Source organism: Microbacterium sp. HD4P20 (genome assembly GCF_019449275.2).
Taxonomy (GTDB): domain Bacteria; phylum Actinomycetota; class Actinomycetes; order Actinomycetales; family Microbacteriaceae; genus Microbacterium.
Window position 1 is genome coordinate 537,984 of sequence record NZ_JAHZQZ020000014.1, and the last position, 25,673, is coordinate 563,656.

21 protein-coding genes are annotated in these 25,673 nt (G+C 68.7%); 8 read left to right on the forward strand and 13 right to left on the reverse strand.

Annotated features, from left to right (window positions below; all coding sequences use genetic code 11):
• Positions 1 to 165 precede the first annotated feature (165 nt).
• The gene (locus K0817_RS10840; RefSeq protein ID WP_219981633.1) at positions 166 to 1,137 is read left to right on the forward strand and encodes a COX15/CtaA family protein; all 972 of its coding nucleotides are present in this window, start codon (positions 166 to 168) and stop codon (positions 1,135 to 1,137) included.
• A 113-nt stretch (positions 1,138 to 1,250) separates the two neighbouring features.
• A complete protein-coding gene (locus K0817_RS10845; protein WP_219981438.1) occupies positions 1,251 to 1,670 on the forward strand; it encodes a dinucleotide-utilizing enzyme in 420 nt (139 codons plus the stop codon).
• A 73-nt stretch (positions 1,671 to 1,743) separates the two neighbouring features.
• On the opposite strand, the gene K0817_RS10850 is transcribed toward K0817_RS10845, so the two are convergent.
• Complete coding sequence (locus K0817_RS10850; RefSeq protein WP_219981439.1) at positions 1,744 to 2,706, reverse strand: heme o synthase; 963 nt, start codon at positions 2,704 to 2,706, stop codon at positions 1,744 to 1,746.
• Positions 2,707 to 3,038: 332 nt separating this feature from the next.
• Here K0817_RS10850 and tkt point away from each other — a divergent pair, with 332 nt between their 5' ends.
• Genes tkt through pgl form a run of 6 tightly spaced genes read left to right on the forward strand, consistent with a single transcriptional unit; the run spans position 3,039 to position 11,231 of the window.
• A complete protein-coding gene (tkt, locus tag K0817_RS10855) occupies positions 3,039 to 5,147 on the forward strand; it encodes a transketolase (RefSeq protein ID WP_219981440.1) in 2,109 nt (702 codons plus the stop codon).
• A gap of 17 nt (positions 5,148 to 5,164) precedes the next feature.
• On the forward strand, positions 5,165 to 6,286 hold the full coding sequence (tal, locus tag K0817_RS10860; protein ID WP_219981441.1) for a transaldolase: 1,122 nt from the start codon (positions 5,165 to 5,167) through the stop codon (positions 6,284 to 6,286).
• Complete coding sequence (locus K0817_RS10865; RefSeq protein WP_219981442.1) at positions 6,283 to 7,905, forward strand: glucose-6-phosphate isomerase; 1,623 nt, start codon at positions 6,283 to 6,285, stop codon at positions 7,903 to 7,905. Before tal ends, K0817_RS10865 begins: the two co-directional genes overlap by 4 nt.
• A 14-nt stretch (positions 7,906 to 7,919) precedes the next feature.
• Entirely contained in the window at positions 7,920 to 9,470 is a 1,551-nt protein-coding gene (gene zwf, locus K0817_RS10870) for a glucose-6-phosphate dehydrogenase (protein ID WP_219981443.1), read from the forward strand.
• Positions 9,467 to 10,426 (forward strand): glucose-6-phosphate dehydrogenase assembly protein OpcA, encoded by a 960-nt coding sequence (locus K0817_RS10875; RefSeq protein ID WP_219981444.1) that lies wholly within the window; start codon positions 9,467 to 9,469, stop codon positions 10,424 to 10,426. Before zwf ends, K0817_RS10875 begins: the two co-directional genes overlap by 4 nt.
• Before the next feature lie 25 nt (positions 10,427 to 10,451).
• Complete coding sequence (pgl, locus tag K0817_RS10880; protein WP_219981445.1) at positions 10,452 to 11,231, forward strand: 6-phosphogluconolactonase; 780 nt, start codon at positions 10,452 to 10,454, stop codon at positions 11,229 to 11,231.
• 6 nt (positions 11,232 to 11,237) lie between these two features.
• Here pgl and K0817_RS10885 read toward each other — a convergent pair whose 3' ends face one another.
• The 12 genes from K0817_RS10885 to K0817_RS10940 all read right to left on the reverse strand — a co-directional run bounded on the left by K0817_RS10885 (position 11,238) and on the right by K0817_RS10940 (position 25,363).
• Positions 11,238 to 11,594, reverse strand: a complete 357-nt coding sequence (locus K0817_RS10885) for an RNA polymerase-binding protein RbpA (RefSeq protein ID WP_219981446.1) — start codon at positions 11,592 to 11,594, stop codon at positions 11,238 to 11,240.
• Positions 11,594 to 11,842, reverse strand: coding sequence for a preprotein translocase subunit SecG (secG, locus tag K0817_RS10890; protein WP_168914505.1), 249 nt, complete (start codon positions 11,840 to 11,842; stop codon positions 11,594 to 11,596). The genes K0817_RS10885 and secG overlap by 1 nt, the downstream gene beginning before the upstream one ends.
• A gap of 131 nt (positions 11,843 to 11,973) precedes the next feature.
• The gene (gene tpiA / locus K0817_RS10895) at positions 11,974 to 12,765 is read right to left on the reverse strand and encodes a triose-phosphate isomerase (protein ID WP_219981447.1); all 792 of its coding nucleotides are present in this window, start codon (positions 12,763 to 12,765) and stop codon (positions 11,974 to 11,976) included.
• The gene (gene pgk, locus K0817_RS10900) at positions 12,756 to 13,970 is read right to left on the reverse strand and encodes a phosphoglycerate kinase (protein ID WP_219981448.1); all 1,215 of its coding nucleotides are present in this window, start codon (positions 13,968 to 13,970) and stop codon (positions 12,756 to 12,758) included. Before pgk ends, tpiA begins: the two co-directional genes overlap by 10 nt.
• 6 nt (positions 13,971 to 13,976) lie before the next feature.
• A complete protein-coding gene (gene gap / locus K0817_RS10905) occupies positions 13,977 to 14,987 on the reverse strand; it encodes a type I glyceraldehyde-3-phosphate dehydrogenase (RefSeq protein ID WP_219981449.1) in 1,011 nt (336 codons plus the stop codon).
• Positions 14,988 to 15,090: 103 nt separating this feature from the next.
• Entirely contained in the window at positions 15,091 to 15,717 is a 627-nt protein-coding gene (locus K0817_RS10910) for a superoxide dismutase (protein ID WP_219981450.1), read from the reverse strand.
• A gap of 132 nt (positions 15,718 to 15,849) precedes the next feature.
• On the reverse strand, positions 15,850 to 16,827 hold the full coding sequence (gene whiA / locus K0817_RS10915; protein WP_219981451.1) for a DNA-binding protein WhiA: 978 nt from the start codon (positions 16,825 to 16,827) through the stop codon (positions 15,850 to 15,852).
• Between the two features lie 54 nt (positions 16,828 to 16,881).
• Positions 16,882 to 17,823: an RNase adapter RapZ gene (gene rapZ / locus K0817_RS10920; RefSeq protein WP_301339814.1), complete on the reverse strand. Its 942-nt coding sequence runs from the start codon at positions 17,821 to 17,823 to the stop codon at positions 16,882 to 16,884.
• Between the two features lie 29 nt (positions 17,824 to 17,852).
• Entirely contained in the window at positions 17,853 to 19,790 is a 1,938-nt protein-coding gene (gene uvrC / locus K0817_RS10925) for an excinuclease ABC subunit UvrC (RefSeq protein WP_219981452.1), read from the reverse strand.
• A 4-nt stretch (positions 19,791 to 19,794) separates the two neighbouring features.
• Positions 19,795 to 22,719 carry an excinuclease ABC subunit UvrA gene (uvrA, locus tag K0817_RS10930; protein WP_374209542.1) on the reverse strand — a complete coding sequence of 975 codons (2,925 nt, stop codon included), beginning with the start codon at positions 22,717 to 22,719 and terminating at the stop codon, positions 19,795 to 19,797.
• 122 nt (positions 22,720 to 22,841) lie between these two features.
• Positions 22,842 to 24,743 (reverse strand): bifunctional UDP-sugar hydrolase/5'-nucleotidase, encoded by a 1,902-nt coding sequence (locus K0817_RS10935; protein WP_219981453.1) that lies wholly within the window; start codon positions 24,741 to 24,743, stop codon positions 22,842 to 22,844.
• A 170-nt stretch (positions 24,744 to 24,913) separates the two neighbouring features.
• Positions 24,914 to 25,363 (reverse strand): MarR family transcriptional regulator, encoded by a 450-nt coding sequence (locus tag K0817_RS10940; protein ID WP_253735308.1) that lies wholly within the window; start codon positions 25,361 to 25,363, stop codon positions 24,914 to 24,916.
• Positions 25,364 to 25,673 lie beyond the last annotated feature (310 nt).

The window sequence follows — 25,673 nt, forward strand, 5'->3', positions numbered from 1 at the left end:
ACTGTCAGTGGTGCGCTGCGCACCATCCACATGGTTGGGTGCGCGCGCCACCGACCCCTCGATTCTACAGGTTCCACCCTGCCCGGGACGCGCTGCGTCACACGGCGGATGCTGCGCCCGATGCGCGACCGAAGCGTGGAGCAGCCTCAGGAGGCGACGACCAGCATGTCCGCGGACCAGGCGACACCATTGACCACGACACCACGCCGCGGCTTCGCACAGCGTGCGTGGGACTGGCTGCCCGATCGCGTGGACCGGCGGGTGATCGCGGCGGCGTGGGCGACCCTGGTCGTCCAGATCGGCATCGTCGGCACCGGAGGGCTGGTGCGGCTCACCGGTTCCGGGCTCGGCTGTCCCACGTGGCCGCAGTGCACCGCGGACTCGCTGGTGCCGACCGAGGAGATGGGGATCCACGGCGTCATCGAATTCGGCAACCGGCTGCTGACGTTCGTCCTGGTCATCGTGGCGATCGCCACGTTCCTGTTCGTGGTGCGCATGCGCCGGCAGCGACGGGATCTGTTCTGGCTGAGCCTCGCCATCGGCCTCTACGTCCCGCTGCAGGCCATCATCGGCGGCATCACGGTGCTCACGAACCTCAATCCATATGTCGTCGGCCTGCACTACTTCGCGTCGGTGATCCTCGTGGCCCTCGCGGCCGTCCTCGTCGTCCGCGTCTATGCGGTACCGGGGCCGCGCGTCCTGGCGGTCCCCCGCTGGTATGCGGCGACGACGCACGCGACGAGCGTGTTCGTGCTGATCACCGTGGTCGTCGGAATCCTCGTCACCGGCTCCGGGCCGCACGCCGGCGACGGCGGCGCCGCCCGCAACGGCTTGAACCCCGAGTTCATGCAGCACGTCCACTCGTGGCCGGCCTACATCACACTCGCCCTCACTCTGGTACTCGTGAGCGGCTCGTGGCGCACGCCCCCGGCGCTGCGGCTGCGCCTGTGGACCGTGCTTCTGCTGGGCGTCGAGATCGCACAGACCGGCGTCGGTCTGTGGCAGGCACGCGCAGGTCTGCCGATCTGGCTGGTCAATATCCACATGGTGCTGGCCGTCGTGCTGGTGGCCGCGATGACCGCGGTGGTCATGAACCTCAAGGCCCCTCTCGGGGCACCCATCGACCAGGGCCGCTGACGGCGGCCGGCGCACAGGCGATCCATAGGAGGCGCATCGCTCCGGCACGGGGTGGCTTGCGAGGGTGGGGATGCAGCGGCCGCCCGGGCCGCGCCCCGAGGAGTGATCCACCCATGTCCACGCGACCCCCTCTCGTCCGTAGCGTCCCGTTCTGGGGCCTCGTCGCCGTCTCGCTCGCGACCGCCGGCACCGGCGCATACCTCCTGAGCGACAGACTCGGCAGTATGGCGACGACTCTCACCGCCGGCACGGCGACCACCGTCGACGTGTACGTCGGGCAGTCCGTCGCCGTCTCGGGCGCGATCGTGCTCGGTGCCGGAATCGTCGGCCTGCTGCTGGCTCTCGGCATCGCCGCGCTGTCGACCCTCCGCCCGCACGCGGTGGCCCCGGCCGTCGAGCCCAGCGACTCGCCGCACGAGGCCTCCCTCGACGACGACACGGAGCACGACCATGGCTACGAGCACGGCCTCGGCTACACCGAGGCGATCGTCACGGCCCCGGCCGACGAGGACGCCCCGGTACCCACGCGCTGACGCCGCATGAACGACGAGACCCCCCGCGCCTGCGGGGGGTCTCGTCGTTCATGCGGCGCTTCGCGCCACCACGTCAGAAGGGCAGCAGCGGGTCGACCGCGATCGCCACGAAGATCAGCGTCAGGTAGGTGATCGAGGCGTGGAAGACCCGCATGGGACGCGGCTCCGTACCGCGTACCGCGCGGTTGTACAGCCGGTGCGACTCATAGATGAACCAGCCGCCGAAGACCAGGGCCGAGACCGAGTACACCATGCCCATTCCTGCCACCGGGACGAGCAGCAGCGAGCACACGACGGTCGCCCACGCGTACAGGATGACCTGCAGGCCGACCTGTGACCCGTTGCGCGTAGCGCCGAGCATGGGCACGCGTACCTCTTCGTACTGCTCCTTGTACTTCATCGACAGCGGCCAGTAGTGCGGCGGGGTCCACAGGAACACCAGCGCGAACAGGATCACCGGCGGCCACGCGAGCGACCCGGTCACGGCGGTCCAGCCGATCAGCACCGGGAAGCAGCCGGCGATACCGCCCCACACGATGTTCTGCTCGGTGCGGCGCTTGAGGATCATCGTGTAGATCACGACGTAGAAGAAGATCGCGCTCGCCGAAAGCGTCGCTGCCAGCCAGTTCGTCGTGAACCACAGCCAGACGGTGGAGCCGACTGCGAGACTCCACGCGAAGATCAGCGCGCCGCGCGGTGACACCTCGCCGGTCACGAGCGGCCGGTTGACCGTGCGCTGCATGTGGGCATCGATGTCGCGATCGAGGTACATGTTGAACGCCGCCGCCGAGCCCGCGCTCGCCGTGCCGCCGATCACGGTGGCCAGCACCAGCCAGAGGTTCGGGAATCCGCCCTGAGCGAGGATCATCACCGGCACAGTGGTGACCAGCAGAAGCTCGAGCACGCGCGGCTTCATCAGTGCGACGTAGGCACGAACGGTTCGGCCGAGGCTCTGGCCGGTCGGGCGGGACTGGTCGGCAGCGGATGCGTCGGCCCCAGCCGTCGCAGCGGATGCGTCGGCCCCAGCCGTCTTCATGTCGTCCATCGCCCCCGCAATCGCCGCCTGCAGAACTCGCCAAGTCTATTGCATCGCCTCCACGGCCCCGGCGCGACGGCGGATGGCCGTCTCACACCCGCTCGACGTGCCGCGTGAGCAGAACGTGACCGCCACGACACGATGCCGACACGGAACCGGGCGCCCCGTTCGCAAGACTGCGTCACACAGAGGGATCGCATGGCCTGCGCGGCACACCGCTTCGCTATGCTGAGACCACACGCGCGCCCGCCGCCGATTCCCCTTCTCCATCCGGACAAGGGCCGCGGACCGGCACAGTTCTGCGGGCGCACCTCCTCGAGAAAGGCGGCCCGGTGTCGGTTCTGCGTTGGGATGAGATCGATCGGCGCGCGGTGGACACCGCCCGTGTCCTTGCCGCGGATGCGGTGGAGAAGGTGGGCAACGGCCACCCCGGCACCGCGATGAGCCTGGCGCCGGCGGCGTACCTGCTATATCAGCGGGTGCTGCGCCACGACCCTGCTGACACGCACTGGCTGGGGCGCGACCGGTTCATCCTGTCGGCCGGCCACTCGTCGCTGACGCAGTACATCCAGCTGTACCTCGGCGGCTTCGGCCTCGAGCTGGACGACCTGAAGGCGCTGCGCACGTGGGGCTCGAAGACTCCCGGCCACCCGGAGTATCGGCACACCGCGGGTGTGGAGATCACGACGGGCCCGCTGGGTCAGGGCTTGGCGTCCTCGGTCGGGTTCGCATACGCGGCCCGGTACGAGCGGGGGCTGTTCGATCCGGAGGCGCCCGAGGGCCAGTCCCCCTTCGATCACCACATCTATGTCATCGCCAGCGACGGCGATCTGCAGGAGGGCGTGACCAGCGAGGCGTCGAGCCTGGCCGGGCACCAGCAGCTGGGCAACCTCATCGCGATCTACGACTCCAACCAGATCTCGATCGAGGACGACACCGACGTCGCCTTCACCGAGGACGTGCAGAAGCGGTACGAGTCGTACGGCTGGCAGGTGCAGGTCGTGGACTGGAAGAAGTCCGGCGAGTACGTCGAAGACGTCGCCGAACTGTTCGCCGCGATCGAGGCGGCCAAGGGCGAGACCGACAAGCCGTCCCTGATCATCCTGCGCACCATCATCGGCTGGCCCTCGCCCGGCAAGCAGAACACCGGCAAGATCCACGGCTCGGCACTCGGCGCCGACGAGCTGGCGGCGACGAAGAAGGTCCTCGGTTTCGACCCGGAGCAGTCGTTCGTCGTCGCGGACGACGTGCTCGCGCACACGCGCTCGCTGAAGGACCGCGCTGCCGAGGCGCGCGCCGAGTGGCAGAAGTCGTTCGACGCGTGGGCTGAGGCCAACCCCGAGCGCAAGGCGCTGCTGGACCGCCTGGAGGCGGGCGAGCTGCCCCAGGATGTGGCATCCGCTCTGCCCTCGTTCGAAGCCGGCAAGGACGTCTCGACCCGCGCGGCATCGGGCCTCGTCATCAACGCACTGGCGGCGAAGCTCCCGGAGCTGTGGGGCGGATCGGCCGACCTGGCCGAGTCGAACCTCACCACGATCAAGGACGCGAAGTCGTTCATCCCGACCGAGTGGTCCACCGACGAGTGGTCTGGCGACCCGTACGGTCGGGTGCTGCATTTCGGCATCCGCGAGCACGCGATGGCCGCGATCGTCAACGGGATCAAGCTGCACGGCCCGACCCGGCCCTTCGGCGGCACGTTCCTGATCTTCAGCGACTACATGCGCCCCTCGGTGCGTCTGGCCGCGCTGATGGACATCCCGTCGATCTTCGTGTGGACCCACGACTCCGTCGCGCTCGGCGAGGACGGCCCCACGCATCAGCCGATCGAGCAGCTGGCCACGCTCCGCGCCATCCCCAACTTCACCGTCGTGCGGCCCGCCGACGCCAACGAGACGGCCGCCGCCTGGCTGGAGCTCCTGCGCCGCCAGGGTGGCCCCGCCGGCATCGCCCTGACGCGCCAGAACATCCCCGTCGTCGCCCGCGGCGACGGGGAGGCATCCGGTGAGGTGTTCGCCTCGGCCGACAACGTCGCCAAGGGCGCATACATCCTCGCCGAAGCTGCCGGCGGCACCCCGGATGTGATCCTCATCGCCACCGGCTCGGAGGTGCAGCTCGCCGTCGCGGCGCGCGAGACGCTTGCTGCCGAGGGCGTGAACGCCCGTGTCGTGTCGGCGCCCTCGCTCGAGTGGTTCGCCGAGCAGGACGAGGCGTACCGCGAGAAGGTTCTCCCCGCCGCCGTCAAGGCGCGCGTGTCGGTCGAGGCCGGCTCCGCGCTCACGTGGCGCGGCATCGTCGGCGATGCCGGCCGGTCCGTCGCGATCGACCACTTCGGTGCGTCGGCCGACTACAAGACCCTGTTCCAGAAGTTCGGCATCACCGCCGACGCGGTCGTCGCGGCGGCCCGCGAGACCATCGGCGCCGCGGCAGCGGCGGCCGAATAATCCGAGGAGAAGGCACCATGAGCACCCCCACCGAGAAGCTGGTCTCCGAAGGCGTGAGCATCTGGCTCGACGACCTGTCGCGTGAGCGGATCACGTCGGGCAACCTGACCGAGCTGATCTCGACGCGCAACGTCAGCGGCGTCACCACCAACCCGACGATCTTCCAGGGCGCCATCGGCGGCGGCGGTCACGCCTACGACGAGCAGATCACCGCGCTGGCGCGGGCGGGTGCGTCGGTCGACGAGGCGATCTTCGCCGCGACGACCGACGACGTGCGAGACGCGGCCGACATCTTCCGTCCGGTCTTCGACGCGACCGACGGAATCGACGGCCGCGTGTCGATCGAGGTCTCCCCCGACCTCGCCCACGACACCGAGGCGACGATCGCGCAGGCCAAGGAGCTGGCGGCCACGGTCGCGCGCCCCAACGTGCACATCAAGATCCCCGCGACCAAGGCCGGCCTGCCGGCGATCACCGCGGTGCTGGCCGAGGGCATCTCGGTCAACGTCACGCTGATCTTCAGCCTGGAGCGTTACGCCGAGGTCATCGAGGCGTTCCTCGCGGGCATCGAGCAGGCTCAGGTGAACGGCCACGACATCTCGACCATCCACTCCGTGGCGTCGTTCTTCGTCTCGCGCGTGGACTCCGAGGTCGACAAGCGCCTGGTCGCGATCGGCACCGACGAGGCGCTCGGGCTGAAGTCGCTCGCCGGCGTAGCGAACGCGCGCCTGGCCTACGAACTGTTCGAGAAGGAGTTCGCCACCGACCGCGCGAAGGCGCTGACGGATGCCGGAGCCCACGTCCAGCGTCCGCTGTGGGCCTCGACCGGGGTCAAGGACCCGTCGCTGCCCGACACCCTGTACGTCACTGAGCTGGTGGCGCCCGGAACCGTGAACACGATGCCCGAGAAGACGCTCGAGGCGACGTTCGACCACGGTCAGGTGGCCGGCGACACCGTCACCGGCACCTACGAGGCGGCGCACAAGGTCTTCGCCGATCTCGCCGCCGTGGGCGTCGACTTCGACGATGTCACCCAGGTACTCGAGGACGAAGGCGTCGACAAGTTCATCGCCTCGTGGCACGACCTCCAGGCAACGGTCAAGACGGCGCTCGAGGGCGCCGTCGAGGCCGCGCGATGAGCTTCGACATCCATCTCAGCGGCCACGTCAAGTCGGTCGTCGAGGCGACGCTTCCCGGGCTGGTCGACAGCCTGGTGGCGTCGGGGATCACAGCGGGTGACGGGAGCCTGTGGGGTCCGGCCGCCGAGGACGAGGCATCCCAGCGCCTCGGCTGGGTCGAGGCCGTCAGCGTCTCGCGTCCACTCGTCGCCGAGATCGAGGCGCTGCGCGTCGAGCTCCGCGCGAAAGGCGTGACGCGGGTGGTCCTCGCCGGTATGGGCGGCTCGTCGCTTGCTCCCGAGGTCATCGCACAGACCGCCGGCGTGCCGCTGGTCATCCTCGACTCGACTGCGCCGGGCCAGGTGCTCGCCGCCATCGACGGCGACGCCGAGGCGGGCGACCTGACCCGCACGGTGCTCGTGGTGGCGTCCAAGTCGGGATCGACCGTCGAGACCGACTCGGCCAAGCGCGCGTTCGAGGCCGCCTTTCGCGACCTCGGCATCGACCCGCGCGAGCGCATCGTCGTCGTCACCGATCCGGACTCACCGCTCGACCAGTCGGCGCGCGCCGACGGCTACGCCGTTTTCAACGCCGACCCCACGGTCGGCGGCCGTTATTCGGCGCTGACCGCGTTCGGCCTCGTACCCACCGGACTCGCCGGCGTCGACATCCGCGAACTGCTGGACGAGGCCGAGGCGACTCTCCTCGAGGTCGCGATCGACAGCCCCGACAACCCCGCACTCGTCCTTGCCGCGGCGATCGCCGGCGGCGAGCCCCGGCGCGACAAGCTGGGCCTGGTCACCGACGGCACCCACATCGTGGGCCTGCCGGATTGGATCGAGCAGCTCGTCGCCGAGTCGACCGGCAAACAGGGCACCGGCATCCTGCCCGTCGTCCTTCTGCCGGTCTCGCCCGAGCTCGAGAGCCGCCCCGCGGATCTGCAGGTCGTGCGGATCGTGGACGAGGCCAAGCAGTTCCACCTGTTCGAGCAGCACGAGGGCGAAGTGCTCATCAGCGGCTCGCTCGGCGCGCAGTTCGTGGTGTGGGAATACGCCACGGCCATCGCCGGACGGATGCTGGGGATCAACCCCTTCGACCAGCCTGACGTGGAGTCCGCCAAGGTGGCCACCCGCGGTCTGCTCGACGCGCGACCGGAGCCGACGGCTCCGGTGTTCACGGCGGACGGCGTCGAGGTTCGCGTGTCGGACCCCGAACTCGCAGCATCCGGAACCGTCGCCGGTGTCCTCGACGCCTTGTGGGCGCGGCTGCCCGAAGACGGCTACGTCGCCATCCAGGCCTACGTGAACCGCCTCGAGCTGCCCCAGCTCGCCGGACTGCGCGAGCTCGTCGCCGCCGATTCCGGGCGCCCCACCACGTTCGGCTGGGGCCCGCGGTTCCTTCACTCCACCGGTCAGTTCCACAAGGGAGGCCCGGCGAACGGGGTCTTCCTGCAGATCCTCGAGCAAACCGATGTCGACCTCGAGATCCCCGACCGTCCGTTCACGTTCGGCCAGCTCATCCAGGCCCAAGCCGCCGGCGACGCCAGCGTTCTGGCCGAGGGTCACGGCCGCCCCGTGGTCACCCTCACCCTGACCGACCCCCAAATCGAAGTGCTGTCGCTGTTCGAAGCGGCCCAGTAGGAGCCCATCGCCCCATGACCGTCGAGATTTCGCGCGGGCACAACCCGCTGCGTGACCCCGAAGATCGACGCCTCAACCGCATCGCCGGTCCGAGTGCGCTCGTCATCTTCGGTGTCACGGGAGACCTGTCCCGCAAGAAGCTCATGCCCGCCGTGTACGACCTCGCCAACCGGGGGCTCCTCCCCCCGGGCTTCGCGCTCGTCGGGTTCGCGCGCCGGGACTGGGAAGACCAGGACTTCGCCAAGGTCGTGTACGACGCGGTGCGACAGCATGCGCGCACCGAGTTCCGTGACGAGACGTGGCAGCAACTGCTCGAGGGCATCCGCTTCGTCTCGGGCGAGTTCGACGACCCGGACGCCTTCCGCAGGCTGCGCGAGACGGTCGACCGCCTCGACACCGAGCGCGGGACGATGGGCAACCACGCGTTCTACCTGTCGATCCCGCCGAAGGCCTTTCCCGTCGTCGCCGAGCAGCTGAAGAGCTCGGGGCTCGTCGACGACACCGCCGATCGCCCCGACCGGTGGCGACGCGTCGTCATCGAGAAGCCGTTCGGCCACGACCAGGAGTCCGCGACGGCGCTGAACGACGTCCTGCGTTCGGCGTTCCCGACCGACTCGATCTTCCGCATCGACCACTACCTCGGCAAGGAGACGGTCCAGAACATCCTGGCGCTGCGCTTCGCGAACGAGCTGTACGAGCCGATCTGGAACCGCAACTACGTCGACCACGTGCAGATCACGATGGCGGAGGACATCGGGGTGGGAGGTCGTGCGGGCTACTACGACGGCGTCGGCGCGGCTCGCGACGTCATCCAGAACCACCTGCTGCAGCTCATGGCGCTCACCGCCATGGAAGAGCCGATCTCATTCGACGCGAAGCATCTGCGTGCCGAGAAGGAGAAGGTGCTCGCCGCGGTCACTCTGCCGGACGACCTCGCCCGCTCCACCGCACGCGGACAGTACGCCGGCGGGTGGCAGGGCGGCGAGAAGGTGCTGGGCTTCCTCGAAGAGGACGGCATGAACCCGCAGTCCACGACCGAGACGTATGCCGCGGTCACCCTCGAGGTCAACACCCGCCGCTGGGCCGGGGTGCCGTTCTACCTGCGCACCGGCAAGCGCCTGGGCAGGCGTGTGACCGAGATCGCCGTGGTCTTCAAGCGTGCGCCCGAACTGCTGTTCTCGCGCAGCCAGACGTCGGGCCAGGGTCAGAACGCCCTCGTCATCCGCGTGCAGCCCGATGAGGGCGTGACGATCCGGTTCGGCTCGAAGGTGCCCGGCGCCGGCGCGCAGGTGCGCGACGTCACCATGGACTTCGGTTACGGCCACGCCTTCACCGAGGCGAGCCCCGAGGCGTACGAGCGACTGATCCTCGATGTGCTCCTCGGCGACCCGCCCCTCTTCCCCCGCCACGAGGAGGTCGAGCTCTCGTGGAAGATCCTGGACCCCATCGAGCGGTTCTGGGACGAGCAGGGCGGACCCGTTGAACAGTATTCGCCCGGGTCGTGGGGCCCGGCATCCGCGGACGAGATGCTCTCCCGCGATGGACGCAGCTGGAGGCGCCCGTGATCGTCGATCTTCCCGACACCACCGTCAGCAAGATCTCGCGCGCGCTGGTGAGCGTGCGCGAGGAAGGCGGCGCGGTCGCGCTCGGCCGCGTGCTGACACTCATCATCCTGACGCGCGAGGGCGCGGTGGAGGAGGTTATCGAAGCCGCCAACGACGCCTCGCGCGAGCACCCGATGCGCGTCATCGTGCTCATGATCGGCGACGGTCTCGAGGCGGATCCGCGCCTGGACGCGCAGATCCGGGTGGGCGGCGATGCCGGAGCCAGCGAGGTGGTGACGCTGCGCGTGTTCGGCGATGCCGGCAATTCGAACCTCGAGAGTCTCGTGACCGGCCTGCTCCTGCCCGACGCACCTGTCGTGGTGTGGTGGCCGAACCGCACACCCGAAGGCATCTCGAAGACCTCGATCGGAAGGATCGCGCAGCGCCGGATCACGGATGCCGCGACCAAGGCAGACCCGTCAGCCTTCGTCGCCGGGCTGGGCGGGCAGTACGCGCCGGGCGACACCGACCTGTCGTGGACGCGCCTGACCCGCTGGCGGGAGCAGCTCGCGGCGATCCTCGACCAGCCGCCATACGAGCCTGTGACCGCCGTCCGTGTGAGGGGCGCCTCGGATTCTCCCTCGACGGCGCTCCTGGCCGCCTGGCTGCGGCTGACGCTGGATGTTCCGGTGGACTGGGACTATCTCGACCCCGCGGAATGGCCGCACGGCATCAAGTCGGTCGCCCTCGAGCGCGCCAGCGGCGAGGTGCTGCTGGAGCGTCCCACCCCGGGGCGCGCCACTCTCACCCAGCCCGGACAGCCCAGTCACGAGCTCGCGTTTCCCCGCCGCACACTCCGCGAATGCCTCGCGGAGGAGCTTCGTCGCCTCGACCCGGACGTCCTGTATGGTCGAGTCATCACGGAGGGCTGGGAGCTGCTGGACCCTCCGGCGACGAAGGAGACGCCAGACGTATGACGAGTCGTTCGGGTGAGTGACGCGGATGGTTGAGGCCTGGGCAGAGAAGCGGGTCGTCATCAGTCCCGATCCCTCGACGCTCGCGGATTCGGTCGCCGCCCGGTTCCTCAGCCGGGTCGCCAAGCGGACGGGCGAGGGCAAGCTGGCCCACATCTCGCTGACGGGCGGCTCGATGGGCGCAGCGGTCCTGGAAGCGGCGGCACGCCACCCCCGCATCGACCGCATCGACTGGTCGTTCGTGCATTTCTGGTGGAGCGATGAGCGCTTCCTGCCCGCGGCCGACGAGGAGCGCAACGAGAAGCAGGCGCGCACTGCCCTGCTGGATGCGATCGATGTGCCGACGGCCAACATCCATGCCATCGCCGCCGACGGCCAGAGCGCGGACGCGGATTCCGCGGCCTCGGAGTACGCCGCAGAGCTCGCGCGCTATCCCGGCCCCGACGGACCGTGGCCGGCGTTCGACGTGTGCTTCCTCGGAGTCGGACCCGATGCGCATATCGCGTCGCTGTTCCCGGACCGGCCCGAGATCCAGATCAAGGACCGCTCTGTCGTCCCGGTGCACGACTCCCCCAAGCCGCCCGCCGAGCGGGTGACCATGACCCGCCCCGTCATCAACGGCTCCAAGAGAGTGTGGATGGTGGTCTCCGGCGCCGACAAGGCCTCAGCGCTGGGCCTGGCTCTGGCGGGCGCGAGCTACGCGAGCGTGCCGGCCGCCGGCGCCAAGGGCCGCAAGCGCACGATCTTCTTCGTCGATGAGGCGGCGGCCTCGCAGGTGCCGCCCGAGCTCATCGATCGCGAATACTGACGCCGGTCAGCTCTGGCCGCGTCGCTCGCGCAACTGCTTGAGAGCGTCGTCGAGGAGTGCCTCGGCCTCTTCCTCGGTGCGGCGCTCCTTGACGTACGCCAAGTGCGTCTTGTACGGCTCCGTCTTGGCCACGGCGGGAGGATTCTCTTTGTCGCGGCCCGCCGGCAGGCCGGAGTGCGGCGAATCGATGGTCTCGGGGATCTCCTCTTCGGGGATCCCGGCCGCGAAGTAGCGCACCGTCTCGTTGCCGAGCGCGTCCCAGTATGAGACGGCGATGCGGTCGGCGTGGAAGCCGTGGTCCTGCTCGCCCATCGGCCCGGCGCCGACGCGGGTGCCGCGGATCGCGTTTCCCCCGGTCGCCATCAGAGCGCCTGGAACTTCGTGATGAGGCCGAGCGCGACGATGGCCGCGAACCAGGCGAGGGCGAGCACGACCGTGAAACGGTTGAGGTTACGCTCGGCGAGGCCGGACGAGCCGAGCGCCGATGTCATGCCGCCTCCGAACATGTCGGACAGTCCGCCACCGCGCCCCTTGTGGAGCAGGATCAGAAGGGTCAGCAGGAGGCTCGTGATGCCCAGGAGCACCTGCAGGACGAATTCGAGGATCTGCACAGTCGTAGAAGCCTTTCGCAGCGATCGGACGCCGATCGCACAAGGGTCCAGTATAGCCATCTGGCCGTTTTGTCTCGCCCCGGTCGCTCAACGCCCGCGCGTCGAGCGACCGGAGGCGAGACGGAGCGTTTTCACACGCCGACGTGCTTCTGGTACCGGATGATCGCGGCGAACTCGTCCACGACGAGGCTCGCACCACCCACAAGGGCACCGTCGACGTCGGGTTCGCGCATGAAGCTGGCGATGTTGGCCGCCTTCACCGAGCCGCCGTAGAGCACGCGGGTCTTCGTCGCGGCATCCGGCCCCAGCTTCTCGGCGACGACCGCGCGCAGCGTGGCGCAGACATCCTGCGCCTGCTGTGGAGTGGCCGCCTGACCCGAGCCGATGGCCCACACCGGCTCGTATGCGACGACGATCTCGGCATCAGCCTTCACGCCGGCGAGGGCCGCCGACAGCTGCGCGACCGGCACCGCGCTGGCGCCGAACTGCTCGAGGTCTTCGCTCGTCTCACCCACGCAGATGACGGGCACGAGGCCATGCCGAAGCGCCGCCTGCACCTTCGCCGCCACGACGTCGTCGCCCTCGGCGTGGTACTGCCGGCGCTCGGAGTGGCCGATGATGACATAGCGGTTGTCGAGCTTCGCGAGGAAGGCACCCGACACCTCACCTGTGTAAGCACCCGCGTCATGCGACGACAGGTCCTGCGCGCCCAACGCGAACGGGATCTTATCGGCATCGAGCAGGGTCTGGACCGTGCGCAGGTCGGTGAACGGCGGGAACACCGCGACCTCGACCGAGCCGTCCTCGTGCTTGGCGTCCTTCAGCGTCCAGTGCAGCTTCTGGACGAACGCGACCGCCTGCAGGTGGTCGAGATTCATCTTCCAGTTGCCCGCGATGAGCGGTGTGCGTCCTGCTACTGCCATCCGAGGACCTCCAGTCCGGGAAGCTTCTTTCCTTCGAGGAACTCCAGGCTGGCGCCCCCGCCGGTCGAGATGTGCCCGAACTCGTCGTCCGCGAAGCCGAGCTGGCGCACGGCGGCGGCGGAATCGCCACCGCCGACGACCGATAGCCCATCCACCTCGGTGAGCGCCTTGGCGACGGCCTTCGTTCCGGCGGCGAAGGCGGCCATCTCGAACACGCCCATGGGTCCGTTCCAGAACACCGTCTTCGAGTCGCGCACGGCATCGGCGAAGATGACAGCGGTCTCGGGACCGATGTCGAGCCCGAGCCCGGATGCACCGAAGGCGGTCGCTTCGATCGCCGAGGCCGGTGCGACGACGTGGTCGGCATCAGCCGAGAACGACGCCGCGACGACCGCGTCGACCGGGAGGACGAGTTCCACCCCGAGCTCCCGCGCCTTGGCCATGTACCGCGTGACGGTGTCGAGCTGGTCCTTCTCGAGCAGGCTGGATCCGACCTTGTACCCCTGCGCGGCCAGGAACGTGAACATCATGCCGCCGCCGACCAGGAGTCGGTCCACTCGCGGGAGCAGGTGGTCGATGACCCCGAGCTTGTCGCTGACCTTGGAACCGCCCAGTACGACCGTGTAGGGCCGCTCGGGCTTCTCGGTGAGGCGGTCGAGGACCTCGACCTCCTTTTCGATGAGAGACCCGGCGGCGGACGGCAGAATCTGGGCGAGGTCGTACACCGACGCCTGCTTGCGGTGCACGACACCGAAGCCGTCCGAGACCAGCACGTCGCCGAGCTCGGCGAGCTGCTCGGCGAAGGCCCGGCGCGCGGAGTCGTCCTTCGCGGTCTCGCCCGGGTTGAATCGCAGGTTCTCGAGCACCGCGACGTCCCCGTCCTCGAGGGCGGCGACGGCCTCGTGGGCCGACTCCCCGACCGTGTCACGCGCGAAGGCGACCGGTTTGCCCAGCAGTTCGGCCAGCCGCTGGGCGACCGGTGCGAGGCTGAACGCGACGTCGGGCGCCCCGTCCGGGCGACCGAGGTGCGAGCAGACCAGGACGCGTGCGCCCTGGTTGATCAGAGCGTTGAGCGTGGGGAGCGTGGCCCGCACACGGCCATCGTCCGTGAGACGTGCGTCCTTCAGGGGGACATTGAGGTCAGCACGGACGATGACGCGCTTGCCGGCCAGCGGACCCAGGCTGCTGAGGGTGCGCAGGGCCATGGCGGGTTACAGGCGCTCGGCGACGTACTCGGTCAGGTCGACGAGGCGGTTCGAGTAACCCCACTCGTTGTCGTACCAAGCCGAGACCTTGACCAGATTGCCGCTCACGTTGGTCAGCTCCGCGTCGAAGATCGACGAATGCGGGTTGAGCTGGATGTCGCTGGAGACGATCGGGTCCTCGGTGTACTCGAGGTAGCCGGCCAGGCGCCCGTCTGCGGCGGCAGCCTTGTACGCCCCGTTGACCTGCTCGGCCGTGAGGCCCTCGGTGGGCGTGACGATCGTCAGATCGACGATGGAGCCGGTGGGAACCGGAACGCGGTAGGACGAGCCGCTCAGCTTGCCGTTCAGCTCGGGCAGCACTCGGCCGATCGCCTTGGCGGCACCGGTGGAGGCGGGAACGATGTTGATCGCGGCGGCGCGAGCGCGACGCAGGTCGCTGTGGGGGCCGTCCTGCAGGTTCTGGTCGGCGGTGTAGGCGTGCGCGGTCATCATGAAGCCGCGCTCGATGCCGAAGGCGTCGTTGAAGACCTTCGCCAGCGGGGCGAGGCAGTTCGTGGTGCACGAGGCGTTCGAGATGATGACGTGGTTCTCGGGGTCGTACTCGCCCTCGTTCACGCCCATGACGATCGTGACGTCATCGCCGCTGGCGGGAGCAGAGATGAGAACTTTCTTGGCACCGCCCGCGATGTGCTTCTTGGCGTCCTCGGCGTTGGTGAAACGGCCGGTCGACTCGATGACGATATCGACGCCCAGGTCGCCCCACGGGAGGTTGGCGGGGTCGCGCTCTTCGAAGACCTTGATGGACTTGCCGCCCACCGTGATGGAGTCGCCGTCGTACGAGACCGTCTCGCTCAGCGGGCCGCCGACCGAGTCGTACGTCAACAGGTGCGCGAGCGTCTTGTTGTCGGTGAGGTCGTTCACCGCCACGATTTCGAGGTCTGCGCCCTGCGCGAGGGCCGCGCGAAGGTAGTTGCGTCCGATTCGGCCGAAGCCGTTGATGCCGATCTTGACAGCCACGGAGTTTCTCCTGAGATGTGTCGTGCGCGAGTGCGCGGTTTGGTGCGATTCAGACGGGGACAACGGCGTCCCGGCGGGCGCACCCGCCGGGACGCCTCGCCAGCTAAGACAGTACCAGCAGGCCCGCGGTCTTCTGCCGGGCGGCGTCGAGGCGCAGCGCCACGTTCTGCCAGTCCACGATGTTCCACGCCGCCTTGACGTAGTCGGCCTTGACGTTGAGGTAGTCCAGGTAGAACGCGTGCTCCCACATGTCCAGCTGGAAGACGGGGATGGTGCCCTGGGCGGTGTTGCCCTGCTGGTCGAACAGCTGCTGCACGATGAGCTGCTCGCCGATCGGGTCCCAGCTCAGCACGGACCAGCCCGAGCCCTGAATGCCCATGGCCGCCGCCGCGAAGTGCGCCTGGAACTTGTCGAAGCCGCCGAAGAACTCGTCGATCGCGGCACGCAACTCGCCTTCGGGCTCACCGCCGCCGTTGGGCGACAGGTTGGTCCAGAAGATGGAGTGGTTGACGTGACCGCCGAGGTGGAAGGCCAGATCCTTCTCGAGCTTGTTCACGTTCGCGAGGTTGCCGCTCTCACGCGCTTCCGCCAGCTGCTCGAGGGCGGTGTTCGCACCGGTGACGTAGGCCTGGTGGTGCTTGCTGTGGTGCAGCTCCATGATCTTGCCGCTGATGTGCGGTTCGAGCGCGGCGTAGTCGTAGGGGAGGTCGGGCAAGGTGTACTTCGCCATATTCTCTTCTTCCTGTCGGCGCGCGCCGAATTCCTCGGCGCAGCGAGGGTGACGGGTTCATCCTACTGAGGCTCAACGCCCTGGCGCGGGGGTTGCTTCCCTTGATGACGTCGAGTATCCGGATGCCCCGGCTCAGTCTTCCAGGCCGGCGGGAACAGCAGCGTCGGTGCCCGGCACGCCGTCGGTCTCGGCCTTCTTGTCGGCCATCGCGAGGAGCCGGCGGATGCGTCCGGCCACCGCGTCCTTCGTCAGCGGCGGATCGGCGTGGTGACCGAGCTCGTCGAGGCTCGCATCCCGGTGGGCGAGCCTGAGGTCGCCGGCTTCGCGCAGGTGCTCGGGCACTTCGTCGCCGAGGATTTCCAGCGCGCGCTCGACCCGCGCGCAGGCGGCCACGGCCGCCTGCGCCGACCGGCGGAGATTGGCATCGTCGAAGTTGACGAGCCGGTTGACGCCGGCACGCACTTCTCGCCGCTGGCGCATCTGGTCCCAGTCGGACGCGGCGCGGACGGCACCCATGGCGGCCAGCGCGGCGCGGATCGCTTCACCCTCGCGCACCACGACGCGGGGCACGCCGCGCACCTCGCGGGCTTTGCCGGCGATGCCCAGCCGATGGGCAGCCCCGACCAGTGCCATCGCCGCCTCAGACGACGGGCATGTGATCTCGAGGGCTGCAGAGCGTCCCGGCTCGCTCAGCGAGCCCGCCGCCAGGAACGCACCGCGCCAGATCGCGGCCAGATCGCCGCGAGAACCGGTCGTCAGCTTGTTGGGCAGGCCGCGCACGGGGCGCCGACGCTGGTCGAGCAGACCGGTCTGACGCGCAAGGGTTTCGCCGCCCTCGATCACCCGCACGGCGTAGTGGCTGCCGTTGCGCGCGCCCGAGCCCTGCACGTGGACGAGTTCGGGGCGGACGCCGTACAGCTCCACCAGGTCGCGCGCGGTGCGGCGTGCCAGCACGTCGGAGTCCACCTCAGCCTCGACCGCCACGCGGTTGGCGATCGAATGGAGCCCCCCCGAGAACCGCAGCAACGAGGTCAGCTCTGCCACGCGGGCCGTCGGGCGCGGGTCGCGCACGGTGATCAGCTCGGCCTTCACGTCAGCAGTGAGCGACACGGGTCTCCTTCGCGGATGGGTCTCGGAACGAAGGACAAGCCTACTCGGCGGAAGTCATTCACGCCCGAGGTCGCGATGCTTCACGCGCACCGCGACTCCTTGCGCCCCGGCCAGGCGGTCGGCGAGCTCCCGTGCCATCACGACGGACCGGTGCTTGCCGCCGGTGCAGCCCACCGCCACGACCGAGTGCCGCTTGTTCTCACGCTGGTACCCGGCGAGCACCGGGCGCAGGGCGGCGGCGTAGGCCTCGATGAAGTCCTCGGCGCCCTCCTGATCGAGGACGAACGCCCGCACGTCGGCATCCTCGCCGGTGAGCGGCCGCAGTCGTTCGTTCCAGAACGGGTTGGGGAGGAACCGCATGTCGGCGACGAGGTCGGCATCCGGTGGCAGCCCGTACTTGAAGCCGAAGCTCAGGATGGTGAGCGTGTGCCGCGCGGCGTTCTCCTCGGAGAAGAGGTCGCTCACCTGCGTCGCCAGCTGATGGATGTTGTACCCGGAGGTGTCGATGATCACGTCCGCGCTCTCGCGCACCGCAGTGAGCCGTGCCCGCTCCAGGCGGATGCCGTCGAGAATGGTGCCGTCGCCCTGGAGCGGATGCGGCCGGCGCACGGCTTCGAACCGCCGTACGAGCACCTCGTCCGAGGCATCCAGGAACATCAGCCGGATCTGCCGCCGCTCCCGCAGCGAGCGCATCGCCTCGGGCAGATCCGAGAACAGGTCTCGTCCCCGCACATCCACCACGACCGCCACGCGAGGGAGCACGCCGGCCGCGAGTTCCGTGAGATCCAGCAGCGGCTTGAGCATCTGCGGAGGAAGGTTGTCGACCACGTACCAGCCGAGATCTTCGAGCGCGTTGGCGGCGGTCGAGCGCCCCGCTCCCGACATTCCCGTCACGATGAGCACTTCGCCGCTGCGGTTCGGCTCCGCGCTCACGACCGTGCCGTCCTCGCTCTCGCCGGCCTGAGCCGTACTGTCGCGACCTGTCGCCTCGGTCATGACCACCCCCGTCGCTCCCAGCCTATCCGTCAGCCCGTGAGGTGCAGGTGGATCGCCGCGGCGAGCTTCGGCCCGACACCGGGGAGTTGCGCGATCTCGTCCGGCGTCGCCCGCTTGAGCGCCGCGACGGATCCGAAGTGCCGCAGGAGGGACTTGATCCGCGCCTCCCCCAACCCGGGCACCTCGGCCAGCACGCTCTGGATGTCGCGCCGGCGCCGCTTGCGCTGATGGCTGATCGCGAAGCGGTGCGCCTCGTCTCTCAGCCGCTGCAGCAGATAGAGCGCCTCCGACGTGCGCGGAAGGATCACGGGGTACTCCTCCCCCGGCAGCCAAACCTCCTCGAGCCGCTTGGCGATGCCGCACAGTGCGATCTCTTCATGGCCGGCGTCGCGAAGTGCGCGTGCCGCGGCCTCGACCTGAGGCTTGCCGCCGTCGACCACGAGCAGCTGCGGCCGGTAGGCGAATCGGGGGCGCTTGCGGCTCGTGACCACTTCGGCATCGGGGTCGGTGACGATCTCAGCATCCGGTGAGACGACGGATGCCGCCAGCTCGGTGGCATCGTTCTCCTCGGGTCGATCGAGGTACGCCAGACGGCGCGTGAGCACCTGATAGAGCGAATCGGTGTCGTCGGTCGTCTCGGCGACCCCGAACGAGCGGTACTGGTCCTTGCGCGGCAGGCCGTCTTCGAAGACGACCATTGACGCCACCACGTTGGTGCCGCCGAGATGCGACACATCGAAGCACTCGATGCGCAGCGGCGCCTCGGCGAGATCGAGGGCCTCCTGCAGATCGGTCAGCGCCTGGCTCCGCGCGACGTAGTCACTGGTGCGCCGGGTCTTGTGCAGCATGAGAGCTTGCTGGGCGTTCAGCTTCGCGGTCTTCATGAGCTCGGCCTTGCGTCCGCGCTGGGCCACCTGGATCGTCACGGACTTCCCGCGCCGTTCCCGCAGCCACGCCTCGAGCTCGACCGCATCGTCGGGCATCGAGGGGACGAGGACCTGACGCGGGATGTCGACGCTCGACGCGTTGCCGTACGCGCGCTGCACCACTTGGTCGACGAGGTCTCCCCCCGAGATGTCGAGCTCTTTCTCGATCGTCGTGGCCCGGACGCCCCGCACGCGACCGCCGCGGATCACGAAGTGCTGCACGGTCGCGGCCAGTTCGTCCTCGGCGATGCCGAACAGATCGGCGTCGGTGTCGGGGGCCAGAACGAGTGCACTCTTGTTGAGGACCGCGTCGATCGCCTGGAGCTTGTCGCGATAGACCGCGGCCGCCTCGTAGTCCATCGCGGCCGCCGATTCGCGCATCCGTGCCGACAGCTCCCTCGTGAACCGCTGGTCACCGCCGGCCATGAACGCGACGAAGTCGTCGACCATGGCGCGATGCTCCTCGATGGTCACCTTCATCGAGCACGGGCCGCCGCAGCGCCCGATCTGACCGGGGAAGCAGGGCCGGCCGCTGGCCATGGCCTTCTTGTACGACGCGTCGCTGCACGTGCGAATCGGAAAGACCTTGATCATGAGGTCGATCGTGTCGTGCACCGCCCACACCTTGGGGTACGGGCCGAAGTACTTCGCGCCTGCGATCCGGCGATTTCGCGTGACGATCACCCGCGGCGCTTCGTCGGCGAGGGTGATCGCCATGAACGGATAGGACTTGTCATCCCGATAGCGCACGTTGAACGGCGGATCGAACTCCTTGATCCACTGGTACTCCAGCTGCAGCGAGTCGACGTCCGTCGCGACAACGGTCCACTCCACGGACGCCGCGGTGGTGACCATGCGGCGCGTGCGCTCATGGAGCGTGTGCAGCGGCGCGAAGTAGTTCGACAGGCGCGCGCGCAGGTTCTTCGCCTTGCCGACGTACAGCACGCGACCGGAACCGTCACGGAACCGGTAGACGCCCGGATTGGTCGGGATCTCGCCGGGCCGCGGCTTGTACGAGACCGTGGGCACGGACCTGACCATCGGGTCAGCCGGCCTTGCGCGCCTCGACCAGGTCGGCCGACGCCAGGCCCAGGACCTCCGCGAGGAAGGCGCCGGTGTGGCTGCCGTCGACGCGAGCGACCTGCTCGGGCGTGCCGGTCGCCACCACCTCGCCACCGCCCGCGCCGCCTTCGGGCCCCAGATCGATCACCCAGTCCGAGGACTTGATGACGTCGAGGTTGTGCTCGATCACGATGACGGTGTTGCCTTTCTCGACCAGCCCGTTCAAGACCTCGAGCAGCTTGCGCACGTCCTCGAAGTGCAATCCCGTCGTGGGCTCATCCAGCACGTAGATCGACCGGCCGTTCGTGCGGCGCTGCAGCTCGGTCGCGAGCTTGACGCGCTGCGCCTCGCCTCCCGACAGGGTCGTCGCCGACTGCCCGAGCCGCACGTACCCGAGCCCGACGTCAACGAGAGTCTTGAGATAGCGGTGGATCGCCTGGATCGGCTCGAAGAACTCCGCGGCCTCGGCGATGGGCATCTCGAGGACTTCGGCGATGTTCTTGCCCTTGTAGTGCACGGCGAGCGTGTCGCGGTTGTACCGCTTGCCGTGGCACACCTCGCAGTCCACGTACACATCGGGCAGGAAGTTCATCTCGATCTTGATCGTGCCGTCACCCGAGCAGGCCTCGCAGCGCCCACCCTTGACGTTGAAGCTGAAGCGCCCCGGCAGATAGCCGCGCACCTTCGCCTCGGTCGTCTCGCTGAACAGCGTGCGGATCCGGTCGAACACGCCGGTGTAGGTGGCGGGGTTCGAGCGCGGCGTCCGGCCGATCGGCGCCTGATCGACGTGCACCACTTTGTCGAGGTTGTCCAGGCCTGTCACTCGCGTGTGCTTTCCTGCCACCCGCCGAGCGCCGTTGAGGCGCGTCGCGAGCACCTGGTACAGGATGCCGTTGACCAGCGAGGACTTGCCCGACCCGCTCACGCCGGTGACCGCGGTCAGGACACCGAGAGGAAAGCCGACCGTGACGTTCTTGAGGTTGTTCTCGCGGGCGCCCACGACCGTGACCTGGCGCGTCTTGTCGATCTTGCGCCGCCGCTTCGGGATGGGGATCGCGCGCCGGCCCGACAGGTAGTCGCCCGTGATCGAGGACCGATCGGCGAGAAGTTCGGCGAGCGGACCGGAGTGCACCACGTCGCCGCCGTTGACGCCCGCGCCGGGCCCGATGTCGACGAGCCAGTCGGCGGCGTGGATCGTCTCCTCATCGTGCTCGACGACGATGAGCGTGTTCCCGAGATCGCGTAGCGCGACCAGCGTCTCGATGAGACGGCGGTTGTCGCGCTGATGCAGGCCGATCGACGGCTCGTCCAGCACGTACAGCACGCCGGTCAGGCCGGATCCGATCTGCGTGGCGAGCCGGATGCGCTGCGCCTCACCGCCCGAGAGCGTCGCAGCAGCACGGCTGAGGCTCAGATAGTCCAGCCCGACGCGGATGAGGAAGTCCAGGCGCAGCCGGATCTCGCGCAGCACCTGCGCGGCGATCGTGGCCTCGCGCTCGGTGAGCGTCAGCTTCGCGAAGTACTCGCGGGCTTCGCCGAGGCTCAGGCGCGAGGCATCCGCGATGGAATGCCCGTGCACCAGCACCGCCAGCACTTCCGGCTTCAGCCGGTCGCCGTCGCAGACCGGGCACGGCACCTCGCGCAGGTACTCGGACCACCGCTGGCGCTGCGTGTCGGACTCGGCCTGCGTGTACTGCCGCTCGATGTAGGGCACGACCCCCTCGAAGCCGGACGAGTAGCGCATCTCGCGCCCGTATCGGTTCTTCCACCGCACGGTGACCTTGTAGTTCTCGCCGCGCAGCACGGCCTCGCGCACGTCGGCGGGCAGCTTCTTCCACGGCGTGTCGAGCGAGAAACCGAGATCGTTCGAGAGCCCCTCGAGCAGACGCTCGTAGTACTGGAACAGCCCCTTGCCCTGCGTGGTCCACGGGATCAGCACGCCCTCCCGGATGGAGAGGTCCTCGTCGCCGAGCATCAGGTCGACATCGACCGACATGCGGGTGCCGAGTCCTGAGCAGGTCGGGCACGCCCCGAACGGCGCGTTGAACGAGAACGTCCGAGGCTCGATCTCGGTCAGCTGCAGCGGATGCCCGTTCGGACACGCCAGCTTCTCGGAGAAGGACTGCCACGCGGCATCGCCCTCCTCGTCGACGAAGTTGACCTGCATGAGGCCGCCGGCCAGCGAGAGCGCCGTCTCGACGGAGTCGGTCACGCGGTCCAGGATGCCGGGAGCCGCCACCAGCCGGTCGACCACGACGGCGATGTCGTGCTTGTAGCTCTTCTTCAGGGTCGGTGGCTCGGCGAGCTGGATCAGCTCGCCGTCGACGATCGCACGCGCGTAGCCCTTGGCGCCGAGCTCTTTGAAGAGGTCGACGAACTCGCCCTTCTTCTGAGAGACGATCGGGGCGACGATCTGGTAGCGCGTGCGTTCGGGAAGCTCGATCAGCTGATCGGCGATCTGCTGGACGGTCTGGCGCTGGATGACCGCGCCGCACTCGGGACAATGCGGTACGCCGATCCTCGCCCACAGCAGGCGCATGTAGTCGTGGATCTCGGTGATCGTGCCCACCGTCGAGCGGGGATTGCGGTTGGTCGACTTCTGGTCGATCGAGACCGCAGGGCTCAACCCTTCGATGAAGTCCACATCCGGCCGGTCGACCTGGCCGAGGAACTGGCGGGCGTAGGCGCTCAGGGACTCGACGTACCGGCGCTGACCCTCGGCGAAGATCGTGTCGAACGCGAGACTGGACTTGCCGGAACCCGAGAGGCCTGTGAAGACCACGAGGGAATCGCGCGGAATGTCGAGATCGACGTCCTTGAGATTATGGACACGGGCACCGCGGACGCTGAGTTTTCCGCTGTTGTTTCCGGCAGCGTTTCCGGGCATGGCGACAGGGACGATGGGCACCCGACAAGTCTAGGTGGGGCCTCCGACATGGGACCTGGGAGCCGGACTCGGTCGGCGAAGACTCAGGATGCCGCGGGGCGCTCGGCCCCGCGGCATCCGTCTGTCACCGGTGGCTCTCCCGATCAGGGAGCGGGAGGAATCGTGAACGAACCGACCGGACCGAACCGGCGGTACGTGTCGTTCTCGATCGTGAGGTCCGGGTAGTTGGCCGCCGTGATGGTGCCCACCTCGGCCACCCAGTCGGCCAATGCGGTCTGGTACGTCACCCCGAGCGTCGTGAACGGAACATCGTCCAGCGGGTAGTTGTCGCCGCCGCGGAACGTGAAGTCGTTCGTCACGAACCAGAACGTCTCGTCAGGGGCGACGACGACACCGCCGGAGACGACCGTGACGCGCGTGCCGTCGGCCTTGGTGACCACGGCCTCGCGGATCCGCTCGCCCGGCGTGACGATCGTGGTGGGCGCCTCGAAGACCTGTGCCTGAGCCGCCGGGTCGTAGACGAACTCCACGCCACTCCACTGTCCGAATCGGCCGTTGCCCGTCGCCGGCAGCGACGACACACTGTGCTCCAGTACCTGCTTGAGCTTCTCGCCGTCGATCTCGGCGATCGACACGAGGTTGAAGAAGGCCCCGATGTCGAACGTCGTCAGCTCGGTGACGTCGGAGCCGGGGGCGACCTGCACGTTGTTGCGGATGCCGCCGCTGTTGAGCAGTGTGACATCGGCCTGGCCGACGCCGTATTCTCCGGCCCGGTCCCGAGCGGCCTCCATCATCGCGTCAGTGAACAGGTCGCCGACGTTGGTCTCGCGGAAGCGGACCGGCGGGTTCGCACCGTCGAGCCACACCTCGGTGGTGGCGAGGACGTTGTCGGCGAGGGCCGATACGTACTCGGCGACCGGCGCCTCGACGTTATCGGCGATGAACGGGTCGCGCGGACCGTCCAGCGGCACCGGAATCAGAGCCGACTGCTCCTCGACGACGTCGATGACCTCGCCCTGCTTGTCGAAGCGCAGCACCAGACGGCCGATGTCGCGGTAGTTGCCCACGGTCGTGACGACGGGGACCGGGTTGCCGTCGGCGTCTGTCGCGGTCGCGGGGAACGGGTCCAGCCGCTCGACGCCGCCGCCGGCGATGGCGGCGTCCACACCGGTGATCTCACCGATGAGCTCGACATCGCTCGCGATGCTCTGCAGGTGGCTGGACAGGATGATGATGTCGACACCATCAGCCGTCAGCGCGTCCACTTCGGCCTGGACAGCCTCGGCGGCATCCGACGTGGTGACGTTGCGAGGGCTCGAGATGGACCGCAGGTCCTCGTAGATCGCACCGACGACCCCGATCTGACGGCCATCCTTCTCCACCACGGTGCTGCCGGCGATGCGCCCCTCGTCTTCGAGTGCGGCGAGCCGTGGCTCACCCGAGACGTCGAGGTTCGCCGAGACGAAGGGGATGTCACCGGTCGCCTCGATGAAGTCCGCGAGCAGGTCGGGGCCGAGGTCGAACTCGTGGTTGCCGATCGTGATCGCGTCGAAGCCGCCCTCGGTGTAGACGAGCGCGTCGTAGAACGTGCCGTCCGGGCTGTTGAGCGAAGCGTTGAGCCTCGGGCCCGAAAGGTAGTTGTCGCCAGAGGAGATCGTGATCGCCGCGCGCGGGTTCAGCTTCTCATGCACCTGCTTGGCGCGCGGGCTGGCCTGAGGGGGCAGAGTGCTGGCAGCCGGGGCTTCGCCCTCGGCTTGCAGGTTCTTGAGGTCGGCGACGAACCGGGCAACGCCGGGGTCGGAAGCGGTCGGCAGGAGCGCGGACTCACCGTCATTGATGTGCAGCACTGTGAGCTCGAAGGTCCCGGCGGCGGCGGGAGGAGGGCCGCCGTGCCCGTTGCCGTTGCCACCGGGATTGCTCGGCGGCGCCGCCTGGGCGGGGGCGATACCACCGACCGCGAGGGCCAGGGCGGCGACGCCCGAGAGGGCCCCGACGGCGAGATGCCGGCGGACGGGATTGGGGTCGGACTTTGACCGAGATCGCATGGGGTTTCCTCTTCATCGGACCGGGTAGGACGATTCGGCGTGTGCGAAGGGGTTCGACGCCTCACGCCAGGGCGAGCCTAGGAGTTTCCCGTGAGTATGCCAACGGTCATGAGAAGGAGCTCATCGAAGGGCAACGCAATCGAGACCCGCTCGTCGGTCGCGGACCCAAATCAGAGGGTGCCGCCACCGGCGAAGCGGACCAGTGCATCGCGCAAGCCCGCAACCTCGGCGGCATCCATTCCGGTCGCCGCCATCACGCGCCGCGGAACATCGAGGGCTTCGCCTCGGAGCGCCAGTCCTGCCGGAGTGAGATCGATGTCGAGGATCCGCTCGTCGGTGGCACGGCGGGTCCGCGTGACCCTCCCCTGCACCTCCAGGCGCTTCACCAGGGGCGACAACGTGGCGGGTTCCAGCGCGAGCGCGGCCGCGAGGTCTCCCAGCGAGCGCGGCGAGTCTTCCCACAGCGCGAGCATCACCAGGTACTGCGGATGGGTGAGGCCGAGCGGCTCGAGGATCGGTCGGTAGATGCCGACGACATTGCGTGCGGCGGTGACCAGGGCGAAGCACACCTGGTTGTCGAGTTTGAGCAGGTCGTCCGGGGAGGGTGTTGCGGCAGTCACCAGTGAATCCTAGCGACCTAATCATTAGTACACTAACTATCATGACGAATCCGGATGACCCTCGCACCAGCAGACGGCCGCTCCGCGAACGGGTGCGGGAGGCAGGCGGGTGGTATCAGTGGATCAACGCGACGCTGATCCGGGCTGCGGGCCCCCCCGCCGTCGGGCCGTACGAGGCGGCTCCCCCACCCTCGGCGGCGGAACGCGCCGAACGCGCGTGCCCACTATGCGGAGCCCCGATCTCGCGGCACGATATCGACCGGTCCGGTCCGAAGCCGCTCATGCACTGCCCGTAGCGGCCGGGCGCGCG